Source organism: Paractinoplanes abujensis, assembly GCF_014204895.1.
In the GTDB taxonomy this organism is placed as follows: domain Bacteria; phylum Actinomycetota; class Actinomycetes; order Mycobacteriales; family Micromonosporaceae; genus Actinoplanes; species Actinoplanes abujensis.
Window position 1 is genome coordinate 7,147,487 of record NZ_JACHMF010000001.1, and the last position, 16,432, is coordinate 7,163,918.

The window sequence follows — 16,432 nt, forward strand, 5'->3', positions numbered from 1 at the left end:
GGTCGACTCCATCAGCGGGCGGGAGCCGGGCGGTGCCGACTCTAGGGTGTGCTGGGTGAACACGATGCCTCCGGTAAACTCGTCAACGTGGTTGTCGAAACAGTAAACCAGGTTGTCGAGTTTGCCAATGCCGTCTCCGACTGAGGAACCGCCCGGCTTCGAGCTGCCGCTGCTGCTGTTCGCCGGGTTCCGTGCGCTCATCGACGACCTGCACGCCGAACTGGCCCGGCGCGGGCATCCCGACGCCCGCCCGATGCACGGCTTCGCGATGCAGGCGATCGGGCCGGCCGGCGCCACGGCCAGCGAGATCGGGCGGCGCCTGGGCGTCTCCAAACAGGCGGCCGGCAAAACCGTCGACCGGCTGGCCGGCCTGGGCTACGTCGAACGCGCTGACGACCCGCACGACGCCCGGCGCAAACTGATCCGGCTGACCCCGTACGGGCTCGACATGCTCCACCAGTCGGCCGAGATCTTCGACCGGCTGCGAGCCGGGTGGGTCGAGCGGCTGGGCGCCGAGCGCGTCGCCTCCCTCGAGAGTTCCCTCCGTACGGTCGTGCCCGCGGCAGGCTTCCCCGTCGACGTGCCCGGCTGGTTCGGTTAATCGGTGTCCGGCCCGAGCCCCCACCGCGATACTGGCCCGGTGATCGAGAAGAAGCTCAACCCGCCCACCGTGCACGAGCCCCCGGGCTACTCCCACATCACCGTCACGTCGGAGGGCCGCCTCGCCCACCTGGCCGGGCAGTGCCCGCTCGACCTGGACGGCACCGTCGTCGGCGCGCCGGGTGACTTCGACGCGCAGACCGACCAGGTGATCGCCAACTGCCTGGCCGTGCTCGAAGCAGCCGGCGCCACACCCGGCGACGTGGTGCGCTCGGTGATCTACGTGGTGAGCGCCGACAGCACCCAGCTCGCCGCCGTCTGGGACAGGCTCAACGAGTCGCCGCTGGCTCCCGCCTTCACCACCGCCTCCACGCTCCTCGGCGTGACCGCGCTCGGCTTCCGAGGCCAGCTAGTGGAAGTCGACCTGACCGCCGCGCTCTAGGACCGGTCCTGCCGATCACCCGGGTCTGCGGCGTGGCCCAGGCGGCGCGCCTGACGTCAGCCGGGAAACGGCCACCTACAACGGTATGAGGCCGCTTCCCGGGCGACGTCAGCCACCATCCGGACCTCGCCGCGCTGCCACGTGATCGGCAGGACGGACACTAATTGAAGAAGCTGGCCAGCCCGACGCCCATGCACGTCAGCAGCACCGGGACCAGGCACGCGACGGCGCCGATGATCGGGGTGCGGTCGACCTCGCCCGGTTCGCCGCCGTAGACGAAGCCGATCGTCACCCAGCCCAGGCCGAACGCGAGCACGGGCATGGTCAGGCCGCACAGCAGCGCATAGGTCGGCACCGAGCCGGGCGACGCCACCAGGTAGAGCGCGATCTGCACGATCAGCACCACCGCCGCGAACGGGCCGTAGATGAGCAGGTTGCGGGCCCACGGACGCCAGCGGCGGGACGGTGCCGCGTCGGCCAGGATCGCGTCACCGGAGTCGGCGGCCCGGCGCGCCTGCTGCAAGGCCCCCAGCGCGCCCGCGGGACCCGCGCCGGCGGCCTGAGCGGCCACCTCCAGGTCGGCCGGCTGCGGACGCACCTCCGGCACCGGCACGCCCAGCTCGTGCGTCAGCCGGGCCTGCTGGGCCGCGAGCCGAGCCCGTACGGACGTCAGCTCCTGCCGCGCCGCCGTGACCGCCGCCTGATGCTCGGCCGACGCGGCGCTCGCGGCCCGCCGAACGGCGTCGAGGCGCTGGGCGGCCGCGAGATAGTCGGCCCACGGACCCGGAGCCGGGGGTGCCGGCTGGGCCGGGATCGGGCTCGTCGTCTGCTGCTGCTCGGTCACGCCCCACCACCCCGGTCGTCGCCCGCACCAGGGTCGAGGAACGGCAGAACCGTGACCATGCGGCCGGACTGGCGGTCGTGCAGCAACGCGCGGTTCGGCCGGGGCAGCCACTCCACCGGCTCACCGATCACCGCGCCGATCTCGGCCGGCGGCACGTTGAGGAACAGCAGCCCGGCGACGGCGTCGCCCGCGGTGAACTGGCGGGGATCACGCCACCACGAGAGCAGATGCGCACCCCGCGCCGGGCCGTCCCGCAGGAACGCCGGCAGCGACTCGGGCGCCATCGCGTCGAGCCCGAAGACCACGCGATAACCCGGGCGCTCCGGATCCAGCTCGGCGGCCAGCCCGTCCCGGTCGACCCGCACCACGTCCTGCCGGTGACCGAGCTCGGCAGCCAGCGCCTCGGCGAGCCGATCCCCCTCGGCCACCAACGAGCAGATGACAAAGCGAGCCGTACGCGGCTGGTGGAACGCGGCCACACTGCGCGCGGCCGCGTCGAGCACCTCGGACGCCGACGCCTGCGAACCGAAGATCGCCAGATGCCGCCCGGGGGAGGCGCCGAACGGGAACGCCGCCGTGGACAGGTTCACATCGAGCGTGCGGCCCACCAAGGCGGCCGGCGACCCACCCCGGCCGGCCAGTGCGGCCCGATAAGCCGGGTCGTCGGCCAGATGCTGATGCGCGTAACCGGCGAAAACGCGCGGCGGCTGCGACTCCGGATCGCGGGCGCCCCACAGCTTGTGCCGCAGGTCGCTCAGCAGCTCCTCGTCGGCGTGCGGGTCGGGGAAGCGGATGATGCGCTCGTGCCCGCGGGTGGCGCCGCGCGGGCCGCCCAGACCGCCGGCCGTGTTCACCACCGCCGTGCCCAGAGGCAGCCCCGCCGCCGAGTCGTTGGCCGGCTCCAGCACGTCGCCGCCACCGGGCAACGCAATGCGTACGGGGAACTGGCCGAAGAACGAGTCGCGCTTGGCGTAGAGCGCCGACACACCCGTCGTGTTCTGACTGGCCAGCACCAGGTGGATGCCGCACGAACGACCCGTGCGGGCCAGCGTCTCGATCAGCGTCGTGGCCTCCGTCGCCACCGGGTCGCTGCCGGACAGCAACACCGGGAACTCGTCGACCACGCACAGGATGCGGGGCAACGGACGCTTCAAGCCGTCCTCCGCGGCGGCGACGCGCAGCTCCTTGAGGGTCGAGACGCCCGCCCGCTCGTACGCGGTGAAGCGGCGCGACAACTCGGCATTGAGCTCGCGCAGCACGGCCAGCCCGTACTCCCGGTCGACCTCGACCCCCACCGCCCGCGCATGCGGCAACCAGGTGCGCTCACCCTGCGTCGGCACGAACTCGGCGAAAGCGACGCCCTCCTTGAAATCGAGCAGGTAGAAGGCCAGCTCGGCCGGACCGTACCGGGCGCCCAACCCGTACAGCACGTTGATCAGGAAGGCCGTCTTGCCCGCGCCGGACCGGCCCCCGACCATCCAATGTGGGGTCAGGTCGTTGAACCGCAGCGCCAGCGGAGTGTCCCCGTCGTGCCCGACAACCGTGCTCAAGCCCTCGGCGGCGTCACCCGACCACATCACCTCACCCGGCTCGGGCAGCAGATCGGCCAGCGTGACCCGGGACGCGGCGGCCGAATGAGCGGCCAGCTCACGGCAGACCGAGTCGATCAGGTGCGGCGGCGGATCCTCGTCGAGGAAGACCGGGGCATTCAGCCACGACACGTCAGGCGTCGAACCGAACGTCGCCCCGGGCGGATCACCGATCACCGCGTACGGATTGCGGACCGACACCATCGTCGTGCGGGGCAGCGGCGCCTGGGTCGTCTCCGCGGTCAACGGGGGCGGCGGCCAGCCCGCCACGATCAGGTGCAGCCCCGAATCGGGGCCCTGCTGGGCCAGCGCGGCGATGCGGCGCAACTCCTCGCCCTCGGTCAGCTCGGGCAGGCTCGCGATCACCACCAGCATCATGCGGTCACGCCGGGTGCGCCGCGGGGCCACCCCACGACCCGGCCGCAACCACTTCTCCGCCTCGGCCAGCACATCGCGCAGACCCTGCCGGTCGGTGGCCGGCGGGGACAACAGGCCCGCGTCGCGCAGATCGGCGAACGGGGCGAACACCTCGCCGCCGCCGATGCCGTCGACCGCGCGGACCAGCAGCGAACCAGCCGGAGCGGCGGCCAGCAGACGCAGCAGGATCGACCGCAACAGACCGAAGACGCGGGAATCGGTGGCAGTGGCATCGATCGTCAGATGACCCGTGCCGAGCAGCGGGACGATCGCCGGGAAACGGGCGTCGTCGAGCAGCTGGGCCGCCCCGAGCCGCACGAACTGCGGCGGATAGACACCACCCAGCGGAGTGTTGACCGACTGCGCGTCCAAAGGCGCGCCGAGCCAGCCCGGGGCCAGCGCGCCCGCCGCCGCCCGCAGATCCTCGGCCAGGCGATGCTGCTCACGCGGATCGGGCGAGGTGCCGTCGGCGTCGAGCGCATTGCCAGCCGCCTCCGCGAGGGCAGCCGCCTGCCGGTGCAAAGCGGCAGCCTGCTGGACCCGCAAAGCCGAATCCACCACCGCCCTCACCTCCTGTGTGCGCGGATAAAACTTATCCCAGACCAGGCGGGGCATCGCGTTCCCGGTGGCCCGTTCGGTGTCCGCGTCGTCCGGGGTTGTGCCGTCGATGCCCCGTCCGGGGTGATAGGTGTGCGGAGGCACTACTGTCGTGAGTGTGCAGCCGCAGGAGCCAGTGACCGGACCTACGCCCCCGTCGCCGGGGGTGTCCGAGCCTGGGACGACGCCTGCGACACCGGTCAAGAAGGCGCGAAATCGGCGGCTGCGGCTGTGGCTGGCGCTGGGGGCGGGGGTGCTGGCGCTGTTGTGCCTCGGGGGTGTGGGGGTGGCGGTGCTGCTCTACGACGAGGAAACGAAGATCGAGCGCGCGGAACCCGACGCTGTGGCCGACAGTTTTCTCCGTGCCTATCTGGTCAACCGTGACGATCAGCGAGCGACTCTCTTCCAGTGCAAGTCTGGCGGAGACTTCCAAGAGATCGCGAACTATCGGGCCGACGTCGTGAGTCGCGAGAAGAAGTTTTCGGTAGGCATCGTCATAACGTGGACGACGTTCACCGTGCAGACAACGGGCAACCAGTCCGCGGTAGAGACAGACCTCCTCAAGACCGCGTCGAACCAGTCCGGGCGGGTCACCGATACTTGGCGCCTGAATCTGGTCGACGAAGACGGTTGGCGAGTCTGCGGAGCGACTCAGATTTCTTAAGTCACTCGACCCAGAGCAAGTTGGCCGGGACCTCGAGTGTCCGGGGCGCGTGGCCGCTCCAGCCCCAGCGATACCAGTCGAGTTCGGTGGTGACGCGGGCGCAGATCTCGCCCTCGTGATTGGTGTGAATCTCGGTCACCGCACGCAGATCGCGTTCCTCACCGCCGTCGTCGAGCAGCCGCACAACCCGGCGACCCGACAGCGACGTCGCGTCGGAGGCCGCCACCGGGTTACGCCGAGCGGGTTCGTCGAGCGACACGAGCCGCGCGTTGACGTCGCCGGCCGGGAGGGTGAGACCCGCCACGCCGTACTCCTCGACCCAGACCCGCTCGACCGGCACCAGCGGCGCGAAGATCTCGGTCTGTTCGGCCTCGGCGCGATACCACTCACCCTCGGACATCACCGGCACATAGGTGCGGCTGCCCTGCACGACCTTCTCGTCCGCGCGCAGGTCGGAACGCCACCCGTGGCCCGGCAGCCCGATCAGGACCCGGCGTCCGCGCAGCTGGCCGCTCATCGTGGCCGGCGTCGGCACGATCGGGCGCGGCGGGTCGAGTTCCCACTCGGGGTGCCCGGCGAACGGGTCGGGGAACGGCTCGCGGCTCATCCCGACCCGCCCAGCGCGGCGCCCTGCTCGCGCATGAACTGCACCGGGTCGATCGCCCCGGCGCTGGATCGGTCGTTGTTCAGGTGAACCTCGTAGTGCAGGTGGGGCCCGGACGAGTTGCCGCTGCTGCCGACCCGGCCGATGATCTCACCGGCCGTGACCTCCTGGCCCTCCCGCACGAAGGGCTGCACGATCATGTGGCAGTACCTCGTCATGATGTTGCCGGCGTGCTGGATCTCCACCATCCAACCGCATCCGCCCTTGCCCGGGTAGCCGTCGACGTTGCAGGTGCGCCGTCCGTTGTGGTCCTCGTCGCACTTGACCTTCGAGACGATGCCGCTGGCGGCGGCCGCGATCGGGGTCTGTTTCCCGGCGATCAGGTCGACGCCCTGGTGCGTCGGGCGGGAGGCAGTGCGGAAGCCGGAGCCGACCAGGGCGCCGACCGGCAGCGTCCAGCCGGAGGCGGCGATCTCACCGGCCGAGGCGCACACCATCGCCACCGAGTTACCCACCGCGTTGGCCGCGCCGTCGGCCAGCGAGTTCACGATCTGCGTGGCGATCGGCTCATGCTTCGCGTACGCGTCCGGGTAGGCGCTGATCTGCACCCGTTGCGCGGCCCGGGTCAGCGACATCTTCTCCCAGCCGGGCACGGACTTGAGCTTCTGATAGAACTTCCGGCTCGCGTAGACCGGGTCCCGCACCTGCTGCGGCGTGCCCCAGCCGCTGCTCGGCCGCTGCTGGAACAGGCCCAGCGAGTCGTGGTCGTTGCGGGCGCCGAGGTTGCCCAGGTTGTTGAGCCGGGACTCCTGCATCGCCGTGGCGATGGCGATGACCCAGGCCCGTGGCGGCATCTTGAGGTCGGCGCCGACATTGATGATGACGGCCGCGTTCCGGATCTGCTCGGCGCCGTAGGGCCGGATCCGCGGCAGCTTGGTGTCCGGATCGATCGGACCGGCCTTGCCGCAGCCACCCGAGGCCGTCAGCTTGTCGTTGCCCTCGTCGGTGAGACCGCCCACCAGCACAGCCGTGATGCTGCCGCCGCAGCACAGCAGGGCCAGCGTCGCGACGATGGCGACGAGCAGAACGATTTTCCGCGGCCGGGGAATGCTCACGCCGGGTCCCAGTCGATCCCGTCGACCCGCCAGTGCCCGTCCGGGGAGATCAGGCGCAGGCTCAGCTTGCCGGTGTCCATGGTGACGACCGCGTTGACCACGGTCGCGCTGACGGGCACCAGGCTGGGGCGGCCGATCACGCGGTCCGCGGGAACGCTGGACGGGTCGACCCCGTCCAGTTCGTCGGCGAGTTTGGAGGTCGAGTTGGGCAGCAGCTGGGCCCGCCAGGCCTTCGGTGTGACGTTCTGGTGGTCGGCCCAGGCCGAGGCGAAGGCGTAGGAGACCGCCTCGGGCTGCGCCCGCCCCGGGGTGGTCGACGGGCTCGGCGGGGGCTCGGTGTCGATGATGCTGTCGTCCTGCTTGGGGTCGACGCTCACCGTCGGACCGGGCGACGCGTTGCCCAGCGGCGGCGGCGAGTCGTTACCGTCCGCGAACAAACGGCCGATGCCGATGATCGCCAGGACGATGACGGCCAGGACGACCGCTACGCCCCAGCGCGACCGGAAGATCCGGTTGAGGCCGAGTTCGAGAGAGCGGGGCATGTGATCACTTGGCCTCGGAGCGGATGCGCGGCGTGGCCGGCTCCGACGTGGTGCTGCCCGTCTCCGGCCGATAGATGGCGTAGGAGGAGGGCTGCTCGGAGACGTCCGGCTCGGTCCAGCCCGGCGTCCGTCGCTGCCGGTTCGGCGGGGCCTTCTGGGCCGGTGTCGCCGTCGCCGAGGCCTCGTCCCGGACGCTCTCGGTGCCGTCCGGCCGGGTCGGGGTCGGCGTGCCGGCGGTCGCGAGAGCCGGCTCCGCCCGCCTCGTGGCGTGGGCCGGATCCTCCAGCCGGGCCTCGGGCCGCAGGTTGCTCTGATCGACGTAGACCGTGCGGCCGCGCCCCTTGCCGACCAGCTGACCGTCGCCGGCGTCGACGGGGTCGACCTTGGAGGCCTCCCGCATGTCCTGGAAGAACCTCCGAGTCCAAGAGCCCGTCGTGATGGTGCGGGCGTTGTCCTTGCCGCCGAGCTGGGTGATCCGTCGGTACGGCCGAAGCAGCATCCAGCCGACCAGGCCGCAGAGGAAGACGAGAACAACCTGAAGCCAGCCGGGGAGACTGGCCGTATTCATGATCAAGTCGACGGCGAACAGGTAGATAGCCGCACCCGTTCCGAAGACCGCGATGTTGAAAACTGCGGCCACCACGGCGTTGCCAAGCCGCTTGATGCCCGCGTTCGCGGGGCGCAAAAGGCCTATCGTTCCGAGGATGGGCGCTGCGATGACCGCCCATCGGAATACCAGGAAGCCGAGCAGCACGAGCACCGATGCCGTCAGGTCGAACATAGCAAACATGATCGCCGCGAGTACTGCGATGAATCCTGAGCCAATTCGATCCATGCCGTTGACGCCCTGCAGATATTCGTAGGCTTCTGGATCCTCCTGTTTAATCTGCTCGGCGACTCGTTGCCACTGCTCTTTCTTGCCGTCGAGCACGCCGTCACGAGTGGCAGAGTTCTCACGAATACGCTGCGCTTCGTCCCAGGTGAGCGAACGGGCGTCATAGAGCGCTGGGCCATACTTGCGGGCAGTCTCGCTGTCTGCCGAGCCGAGAAGGCCACGAAGCCAGTTGCGGTAGAGCATCGTCTCGGTAGCGGTGTCGCTGGCACGGACCGCCGGCGGCCGGTTGTCCTCGCACGAACTGCCGCCGAGTACGCACTCAGTCGGCTTCTCGGGGCGGGGGCCAACCGCGTCATGCACGACACTGAGAGTCGTGATCAGAGTGCCGTCCGCAATGTTGGCTGACTTGACCGGCCAGGCTGCGATCGCTGTTACACCGACCATGACCAGGATCGCCCAACCCGCGGTAGTGGTCGCCGCGCCCATTTCGGCCTGCTTTGACCGCCAGAGCAAGTAAAGGCCGACGATCGCCAAGGTGATCACGCCGAAGACGCTGAAAACCTTCTCGTAGACCGCTTTAGTCGCCTGGTCAACAAGCGGGTCGGCCCAGCCCCACAGCGACTCAGGGTTCCAGGCTCGTTCTCGCAAAGCATTGGAGGCACCGACGATCGCAGTGGCCACCATGAACTCGCCATTGGCGATCGTTGTCTCAAACTTGTAATCAGGGTCGACCAAGGTTGATGCGCAGCCACTGTCAAGGTCATATGTTGTGTAGCTGTATCCCGCATAGCCGTAGTCGCTGTAAAGGCCAGGAAAACTGTTCTTCGGGTCCGTTGAAGGACGTTCGGCGAACCATCCCGCAAGACCGGAGTCAGGCGTGCTGGGTGTGGGGGGTTTTAAACAGGAGGCCCGGCTCGCACTGACCTTGGTCAAGCGGTTCACGCAGCCCTTGAAGTCCTGCTGCCACTCCTCGACACTGCACGCCCCGCCCGGAGCCCGTGTAGGCGCAGCCGACGCAGGCGGAGCCGCCACAGCCCACACGATCGACGCCACCACCATGACGAACATCGTCAGAAGCAGCGCCACCCCCCGCCGCACCATCTCAAACCTCCAGGTCGGACGGCAACATCGGAATCGCCGGAGCCGCCTTGGCGGCCATCGGCGTCGTGTCGAGGTGCTCCAGCAGACCTTCAACGTACGACACGTCGACACGTACCTTCTGGACGCGCCCGTCGACGTCTCGCATGACGAACTCACGGAACCCGAGCCGCGCCGACGACGACGTGTCGATCTGCGACAGTGACGCCAGCGTGGCCTCGTATCCGTCGTGCACCGGCACCCGCAGCAGCCGCAGCGCCTCGGACGCGATCTCCTGGTCTTCCGCGATGCGGCCCACGAAGACCGTCGACACGAGGTTCTGCACGTCGAGGCCGAGGATGTCGCGCGGGTTCTGCGACGCCACCAGCGCGGCCAGGTTCCACTTGCGGGAGTCGCGGGCGAGCCGGACGAGGAAGGACCGCCCGGACCGCCAGCCCTCCATGAAGTGGGCCTCGTCGAGACCGACCATCTTGCGCGAGGACATCGAACCGCCGTAGCAGCGCCGCACCGCGAGCCGGTGGGCCGTGTGCAGCATCGGCAGAGCCAGTGATTCCTCGGCCGACCAGTATTCGCGCTCGATCTTGAGGTCGGGCAGACGCAGGCCGGCCATCGTGATCACGGTCAGGGCGGCGTCGGCGCCGAGCAGGTGTTGCGGCGGCGAGCCGAAGAACAGCAGCGCCAGTGGCATCTCGGCCGTGTCGAGCAGCAGGTTGGCCAGTTCGCGGCCTTCGTCGTCGTCGAGGCCTTGCAGCGTACGGACGACGTCGTCGAGTGTGGACGATTCCTCGGCGGGCACTTGGCGTACGGCGTGACGCAGCAGCGTCGCCGTGGACGCCTCCTTGGCCACCTGGGGTGGCACCAGCATCGAGCAGATGTCCTGCACCAGCATGCGGCGCTCGGCGCGGGCGTTGGAGACCGCGATCTCGTATTCGCGATCACCGCCCGCCCCGGTGGGGAACTCGGACCGTACGGGGGTGGGAATCAGCGCGTAGGGGGCGAGCGTCCCCTGTTCGGAACCGGTCAGGTTGAGCACCCGCGAGTAAGGGCGCAGTTCCGGCATCTGGCACAGGCGGGCCAGCGGGCCGGACGGGTCGAGCAGGGTCACCTGCACACCGCGGCGGGCGTTCAGGTAGCCCAGCGCGCCCATCAGGGTCGATTTGCCACCGCCGGGTTCGGCCACGAACACACCGAGGCCGGAGCGTTCGCGCACCTCCATCGGGAAGTGCAGGTCGAGGAAGACCGGCCGGCGGCAGGTGCCCGCAGTACGCCCGATCAGGTCGCCCCGCCGGTCGCCGACTGTGGACGCTGCCTGGGGCAGGGCCGCGGCCAGCAGCTTGACCGGCATGCGACGCACGTAGCCGGTGTTCGCGATCGGCTCGCCCGGGATGAACTCGCGGGCCAGCTGGTCCTGGTTCTTGGGGTGTTGCAGTGAGATGCGCAGTTCACGGGAGTAGAGCTGGATCAGTCGGCGGGCCCGTTCGAGGCATTCCTCGCGGGTGGCGCCGCCCACGGCGATCCGGTGCCAGCCGTGCGCGCGGGCCGACTCGACCGGCAGCCCGGTGGTCATCTCGTCGCCGATCACCAGCGCCCGCTTGGCCAGGCGTTCCAGTTCGGGTGGGGCGTCGATGCCGTGCTCGGCGTAGTCGAGCTGCTGCGACCGGATCATCCGGAGCCGGTGTTCGAGGTTCTTGAAGGAGCTGTTGGAGCCGAGGATGTCGATCCGCGAGGAGAGCTCCATCGGCCACGGCAGACGCTCGTGGAAGTGCATCCACGGCTCGTGCTTCTCGGGGATCTCGAGCGGTTCCATCCGCCCGACCGACAGCACCGCGACGTGTCTTTCCTCGCCCGTCATCCGGTTGACCAGTTTCACCGTCGACCCGTACGGGGTGCGGTAGCGCTCCACCTGCTCGGTCAGCGCGAGCAGGTCGCCGGTGTCCCACTGGCCGTTGGTGACGGGGCTGAGCGGCCCGGGCGGGGCCATGCAGAGCGCGACCGAGCGGAACAGCAGCCATTCCAGTTCCTGCGGGGTGACCCGGCGCCCGCGCATGCCGAACGCGTTGAGCACCTCGTCGAACTGCTCGACGGCCCGGTTGAGCTTGCGCCGTTCGCCGTCGGAGGTGCCCCGGCCGAAGATCCGCAGGACGCGCTCGGAGAACGTGTCGCCCAGCGAGCGCCGCGCGAACGTCACCCCCAGGTATGTCTGGCCTTCGGCGTGGTTGACCGAGAGCAGGTGCCGCTGGGCGGCCACCAGGTGATCCGACCACGAGGTGCCACCGCGCACGTCGGGCAGCGGCTTCGCGGTGAACGAGTCGACCGTGCGCGCCCACTCGTCGGCCGGGAAGGGCCGGTTGGTGCGGCGCAGGTGCAACCGGAATCCTGCCAATCCGGCGTACTGCTCGGAGATCGCGCTCAGCAGCGCCTCGCGCTCCGCGTCGGGACGGAACGCCCAGCGCACCTCGGGCAGGTAGTACCAGGCCGTGACGGTGCTCTGGGTGAAGGTCAGGTGGCCGGCGATCTCGCTGATCTCCAGCTCCATGACCGGGTCGCGGTCGTTGAACTTGAGCTTGTGCGGCCGCAGCGTGACCGGCTTGGGCTGCTTGACCGGCAGGTTCTTCGGTTCCTTGGTGCGCCGGGCCGGGGCTTTCTCCTTGCGCTTGGCCGGCGCCTTCTCCGGCACGGGCACCGGCAGCGGGGCCTCGTCCGCGGGCTCGTCCAGCAGCGGCTGCGGCGCGTAGGCCTCGACCGGGCCGGGCTGCGGCGGGCGGGCCGGGGTGCCACCGACGGTCTGCCACAGCGGCGGCGTCGACACCGGTGCCGCCGCCGACTCGGTGGTCTGTGCCGGTGCGGCCCCGTTCCGCGGCGAGGGTGGCCAGTCGTCGAAGTCGGGCCAGTCGTCGAGGCCGCGGTCGGCCGGGGCGCCGGATTCCTGGAAGTAGTCGGCCTGGGGCCCGATCGGTGCGCGGCTGAACGGCTCGGTCGCCGCGCCGTCGCCCAACGGGCCCGGACCGTCCGCGGGGCCGTGCACCCGCGGTCCGGGCGGCCCGGAAACTGAGGGCGGACCGGAAACCGGTGTTTGCCGGGCCGTTGGCGTGGTAACCGGGGCGTCAGGCGAGGGAAGCGGGGGGACCGGGAAAGCGGGCAGGGGCGCGTCGTTGTCCGGGACCGGGGTCGGCGCGACCGGCGCCGGGCGTGGTTCGGCCGTGGGCGGTGCGGGGATCCGAGGTACGGCCGGGGGCGCGTCGTTGTCCGGGACCGGGGTCGGAACGGCCGGCGGTGGAGTGGTCGACGTCGATCCGTTGGCCCCGGTGGAGCGGTCGTCGAAGTCGAACCCGAAGTCGAAGTCCAGGTCAGGGTCGTCCGGGGGCGGATTCCCCGAAGATTCACTCGCCGGGGGTGCCGAAGCCGGAGCGGACGGCGAGACCGGGGTCGGCGGGGCGGCCCCGCCGAACAGATCGAGGAAGGGCGAATCGATGTCGAGCGTCGTGTCCACCGGCCCACCCCGCGGCCGGACCGGCTGCGGGGACTGGAACACCCCCACCGCGCCGTGGCCCGGCGCGGTGACGAACTCCTCGGCGACCTCGTCAGCCGGTTCTGGCGAAGAGTAGTGGTTCGAGCGCACTCCGTTACTCTGCCTGCCCTGAGTGTCGGCATCCGCGCGGGGATGCCCGTGCGGAACGGGTCCGGTCATGCGCCGGCTCCGAGGGAGTATGCGACTGAACTGGTCATACCAACTCCTCCCGAACCCGGATGCGAGTGGCGACAAGTCTCGGATCGCGGCGCTCCACCGCCGGCTCGCGCGTGCGGCGCCAGTCGGTGAGCGCGGTCCGGATGACGACCCGGGCCGGCCGGTCGGGGTCGACATGCCGGAACACGTACGACGTGGTGACCATGGCGAGCGCGATCTCCCACGCGGGAAACGGATCGATCTCGAAGGTCATCAGGTAGTGCAGGAGCATGAAGAGCGGAACCAGCGCCACGAACATGCCGTACTGCGCGTACGGCAGGTGGATGGGCAGGGTGTAACCCGGGGGCCCCAGATAGACGAGGCGCGCCCGGTAGATGTCGTCGTCGGTACGGAGCCGCATCTCAGTTGAAGATCAACTTGATCAGCGCGTCGCCGACGAAGAACAGGGTCGCGGCGCCGGCGATGAACGCCAGTCCCACGATGGCGATGGCCGAGCTGGTCAGAACCTTGGAGATCTCACCGCGGCTGGCTCGTCCAATGAAGATCACGCCGAGCACCGCGAGCAGGATCGGCGCGATGTTGCTGGCGAAGAAGGTGACGATGCCTTCGGTGTTGATGCCCTTGGGTTCGGGCGCAGCGAGCGTTGCCTGCTGAAGCACGGCTGCGGCCTGCTGGGCGAGCTCAGTGGCGATCATTGGTAAACCTCCCCGTGCCCGGCTAGGGGATTCTGGGCACGCTGCAGTTGTGAAGCCTCACGGCACCGCCCATATCGTGCTACTTCCCACCCTGCGCGTCGAGTGAGCCGTTCGGGCATTGCCATGCTCGTCTGCTCTCCCGGTTCCAACAAATGATGCCCAGTTCCGAAGAGTACGGCCCGCCGTTCTTGGCTACAAGCGTCCGAAACGTTACGCAAGGTGATGGCGTGCGTGAAATTGAGTTACGGGCCATCGTACGCACGTGCGACAACCCCGGCCGCCGTACGCTCGTGCCGTGACGACTGAGCCGACGGATGCCCAGGTCGCGGGGCGCGCGCTGATGCATGTGGATCACCCGGTCGTGATGGGCGTCCTCAACGTCACGCCCGACTCCTTCTCGGACGGCGGGAAATACACAAACGTGGAAGCCGCCGTCCGGCACGGCGTTGACCTGCACTACGCAGGTGCGAACATCGTGGACGTGGGCGGCGAGTCGACACGCCCCGGGGCCGAACGGGTGGATGCCGAGACCGAGATCTCCCGCGTGGTTCCCGTGATTCGGGAACTGGCCGCCGCCGGGGTGCCGGTCAGCATCGACACCACGCGGGCCACGGTCGCCCGGGCGGCCCTCGAGGCGGGCGCCGCCGTGATCAACGACGTCTCGGGCGGCCTGGCCGACAAGGGCATGGCCGGGGTCGCCGCCGAGGCCGGCTGCCCGTGGATCCTGATGCACTGGCGTGGGCATTCGCGGCACATGAACGAGCTCGCGGTTTATCGTGATGTCGTTTCCGACGTACGGGATGAGCTGCGGGAACGGGTCGACGACGCGCTCGCCGCCGGGGTCGCGCCGGGACAGATCATCCTGGACCCGGGCCTGGGCTTCGCCAAGACCGCCGAGCACAACTGGGCCCTCAGCGCCCACCTCGACGTCCTGATCGGGCTGGGCTATCCGGTGCTGTTCGCGGCCAGCCGCAAGACCTACCTGGGCCGGTTGCTGGCCGGCCCGGACGGCACCCCGCGCCCGGTCGAGCAGCGCGAGGCAGCCACCCTGGCCACCTCCGTGCTGGCCGTGGCCGCGGGCGCCTGGGGCGTACGGGTGCATGACGTCACCGCCACGGCCGACGCGCTCGCCGTCTGGCGCGCGACCGGCTCGCCGCGGCTCCGGGCCCGGTGACGGCCGGTGAGGTGCGAATGAGAAGGAGTGAACGGGTGGAGGGTCAGATCACGCTGACCGGGCTGCGGGTGCGCGGACGGCACGGCGTCTTCGACTTCGAGCGCGAGCAGGGCCAGGACTTCGTGATCGACGTACGGCTCGAGCTCGACCTGGCCCCCGCCGCGGCCAGCGACGACGTGGGCGACACGGTGCACTACGGCGAACTCGCGGGCCGGCTGGCCGAGATCGTCGGGGGCGAGCCGGTCAACCTCATCGAGACGCTGGCCGACCGCCTGCTCGTGGCCTGCCTCGACGACGAGCGGGTGGCCGCGGCCGAGGTCACCGTCCACAAGCCGCAGGCGCCGATCCCGCACGAGTTCGCCGACGTCGCCGTCACCGTGCGCCGGAGCCGTACGTGACCAGGGCTGTCCTCTCGATCGGGAGCAACCTCGGCGATCGCGAGCGCCACCTGCGCCAGGCGGTCCGGGAGCTGGGCGGCAGCGTCGAGCGCGCCTCCGGCGTCTACGAGACGCCCCCGTGGGGCGATGCCGACCAACCGGCGTACCTGAACGCCGTTGTGCTCGTCTCGGACCCCGCGGCGGTTCCGCACGACTGGCTGGAACGCGCGTGGGCGGCCGAGACCGCGGCGCAGCGGGTGCGCGATCCCGAGCGGCGCTTCGGCCCGCGCACGCTCGACGTCGACGTGATCGCGGTGTACGAGGACGGCCGGCCGGTGCTCAGCGACGACCCCGAGCTGACCCTGCCCCATCCGCGCGCCCACCTGCGCGCGTTCGTGCTGCGCCCGTGGCACGACATCGAGCCCGCCGCCGAGCTGCCCGGCCACGGCCCGATCGCCCGGCTGCTGGCCGATCCCGCACTGGCCGGCGACGTGGCGGCGCTGAGCCCCCGGCCCGATCTCGCACTAGGGTTGACGGCGTGAGCAGCAACCCGCAGGCGCCCAAGTCGGACCCGTCGATGCGCCCGACCAGCATCTCGGTGTTGATCGTGGCGGGTCTGGGCGCGGCCGCCCTGGGCTGGCTGCTGCTCAGCTTCTCGTATTCGACCCTGCCCGACCTGCCCTGGTCGCCGGTGATCGTGCTGGCCGTGCTGGCCGTCGCCGAGGGCCTGCTCGCGCAGAACACGGCGGCCCGCATCCAGCGCAAGCCGGGCGCGCCCCGGGTCGACCCCCTCGCGGTGGCCCGTTACGTCGCGCTGGCCAAGGCGTCCTCGCTCGTCGGGGCGATCTCGGCCGGTTTCTCGGCGGGCCTGCTGGCCTGGCTGGCCATGGAGCCCACCGAGGCCGCCGGCAACGATCTGCCGGTCGCGATCGGCGGCGTGGTCACGGCGGTGGCGCTGGTCGCGGCGGCCCTGTGGCTTGAACGTTCGTGCCGCATTCCGGAGCAGCCCGACTCCCAGGACAACGACGACTCGGATCGGCCGTCCGGGCTGCTCTGAACACCCGATTTCGGCCTTGAACTGAGACCGACTCGTATCCGTATGCTCTGCGTACGGGCATGCGCCCGGCGGATTTCGGCGTGCGTTCTTCACCGCA

The 16,432-nt window shown here is 70.2% G+C and carries 16 protein-coding genes; 7 read left to right on the top strand and 9 right to left on the bottom strand.

Annotated elements, in window-relative coordinates; translation table 11 throughout:
- Window positions 1–127 precede the first annotated feature (127 nt).
- Both BKA14_RS32730 and BKA14_RS32735 read left to right on the top strand, forming a co-directional pair.
- Window positions 128–601, top strand: coding sequence for a MarR family winged helix-turn-helix transcriptional regulator (locus tag BKA14_RS32730; RefSeq protein WP_184954636.1), 474 nt, complete (start codon window positions 128–130; stop codon window positions 599–601).
- 39 nt (window positions 602–640) lie between these two features.
- Entirely contained in the window at window positions 641–1,042 is a 402-nt protein-coding gene (locus BKA14_RS32735; protein WP_184954637.1) for a RidA family protein, read from the top strand.
- Between the two features lie 160 nt (window positions 1,043–1,202).
- Here the strand turns inward: BKA14_RS32735 and BKA14_RS32740 are convergent, their stop codons facing one another.
- Together BKA14_RS32740 and BKA14_RS32745 are read right to left on the bottom strand one after the other, a co-directional pair.
- Window positions 1,203–1,886, bottom strand: coding sequence for a hypothetical protein (locus BKA14_RS32740; protein ID WP_239093213.1), 684 nt, complete (start codon window positions 1,884–1,886; stop codon window positions 1,203–1,205).
- A complete protein-coding gene (locus BKA14_RS32745; protein ID WP_239093234.1) occupies window positions 1,883–4,462 on the bottom strand; it encodes an FtsK/SpoIIIE domain-containing protein in 2,580 nt (859 codons plus the stop codon). Before BKA14_RS32745 ends, BKA14_RS32740 begins: the two co-directional genes overlap by 4 nt.
- A 145-nt stretch (window positions 4,463–4,607) precedes the next feature.
- On the opposite strand from BKA14_RS32745, the gene BKA14_RS32750 reads away from it, so the two are divergent.
- Complete coding sequence (locus tag BKA14_RS32750; protein ID WP_239093216.1) at window positions 4,608–5,153, top strand: hypothetical protein; 546 nt, start codon at window positions 4,608–4,610, stop codon at window positions 5,151–5,153.
- Window position 5,154: 1 nt separating this feature from the next.
- Here BKA14_RS32750 and BKA14_RS32755 read toward each other — a convergent pair whose 3' ends face one another.
- From BKA14_RS32755 to BKA14_RS32785, 7 genes are all read right to left on the bottom strand, one after another.
- Window positions 5,155–5,760 (bottom strand): hypothetical protein, encoded by a 606-nt coding sequence (locus BKA14_RS32755; protein ID WP_184954638.1) that lies wholly within the window; start codon window positions 5,758–5,760, stop codon window positions 5,155–5,157.
- On the bottom strand, window positions 5,757–6,872 hold the full coding sequence (locus tag BKA14_RS32760) for a M23 family metallopeptidase (protein ID WP_184954639.1): 1,116 nt from the start codon (window positions 6,870–6,872) through the stop codon (window positions 5,757–5,759). Before BKA14_RS32760 ends, BKA14_RS32755 begins: the two co-directional genes overlap by 4 nt.
- Window positions 6,869–7,414 (bottom strand): hypothetical protein, encoded by a 546-nt coding sequence (locus BKA14_RS32765; RefSeq protein WP_184954640.1) that lies wholly within the window; start codon window positions 7,412–7,414, stop codon window positions 6,869–6,871. Before BKA14_RS32765 ends, BKA14_RS32760 begins: the two co-directional genes overlap by 4 nt.
- Before the next feature lie 4 nt (window positions 7,415–7,418).
- Window positions 7,419–9,350 (bottom strand): DMT family transporter, encoded by a 1,932-nt coding sequence (locus tag BKA14_RS32770; protein ID WP_184954641.1) that lies wholly within the window; start codon window positions 9,348–9,350, stop codon window positions 7,419–7,421.
- A gap of 1 nt (window position 9,351) precedes the next feature.
- On the bottom strand, window positions 9,352–12,966 hold the full coding sequence (locus BKA14_RS32775; protein ID WP_184954642.1) for an ATP-binding protein: 3,615 nt from the start codon (window positions 12,964–12,966) through the stop codon (window positions 9,352–9,354).
- A 103-nt stretch (window positions 12,967–13,069) separates the two neighbouring features.
- Window positions 13,070–13,432, bottom strand: coding sequence for a hypothetical protein (locus BKA14_RS32780; protein WP_184954643.1), 363 nt, complete (start codon window positions 13,430–13,432; stop codon window positions 13,070–13,072).
- A 1-nt stretch (window position 13,433) separates the two neighbouring features.
- Entirely contained in the window at window positions 13,434–13,727 is a 294-nt protein-coding gene (locus BKA14_RS32785) for a hypothetical protein (RefSeq protein ID WP_184954644.1), read from the bottom strand.
- Window positions 13,728–14,067: 340 nt separating this feature from the next.
- On the opposite strand from BKA14_RS32785, the gene folP reads away from it, so the two are divergent.
- The 4 genes from folP to BKA14_RS32805 are packed head-to-tail and all read left to right on the top strand — an operon-like array spanning window position 14,068 to window position 16,335.
- Window positions 14,068–14,901, top strand: a complete 834-nt coding sequence (gene folP, locus BKA14_RS32790) for a dihydropteroate synthase (protein WP_184957107.1) — start codon at window positions 14,068–14,070, stop codon at window positions 14,899–14,901.
- A gap of 17 nt (window positions 14,902–14,918) precedes the next feature.
- Window positions 14,919–15,299, top strand: coding sequence for a dihydroneopterin aldolase (gene folB / locus BKA14_RS32795; RefSeq protein WP_221477371.1), 381 nt, complete (start codon window positions 14,919–14,921; stop codon window positions 15,297–15,299).
- Complete coding sequence (folK, locus tag BKA14_RS32800; protein WP_184954646.1) at window positions 15,296–15,820, top strand: 2-amino-4-hydroxy-6-hydroxymethyldihydropteridine diphosphokinase; 525 nt, start codon at window positions 15,296–15,298, stop codon at window positions 15,818–15,820. Before folB ends, folK begins: the two co-directional genes overlap by 4 nt.
- Window positions 15,821–15,855: 35 nt before the next feature.
- Complete coding sequence (locus BKA14_RS32805; protein WP_184957108.1) at window positions 15,856–16,335, top strand: DUF3180 domain-containing protein; 480 nt, start codon at window positions 15,856–15,858, stop codon at window positions 16,333–16,335.
- The last annotated feature ends 97 nt before the right edge of the window (window positions 16,336–16,432 follow it).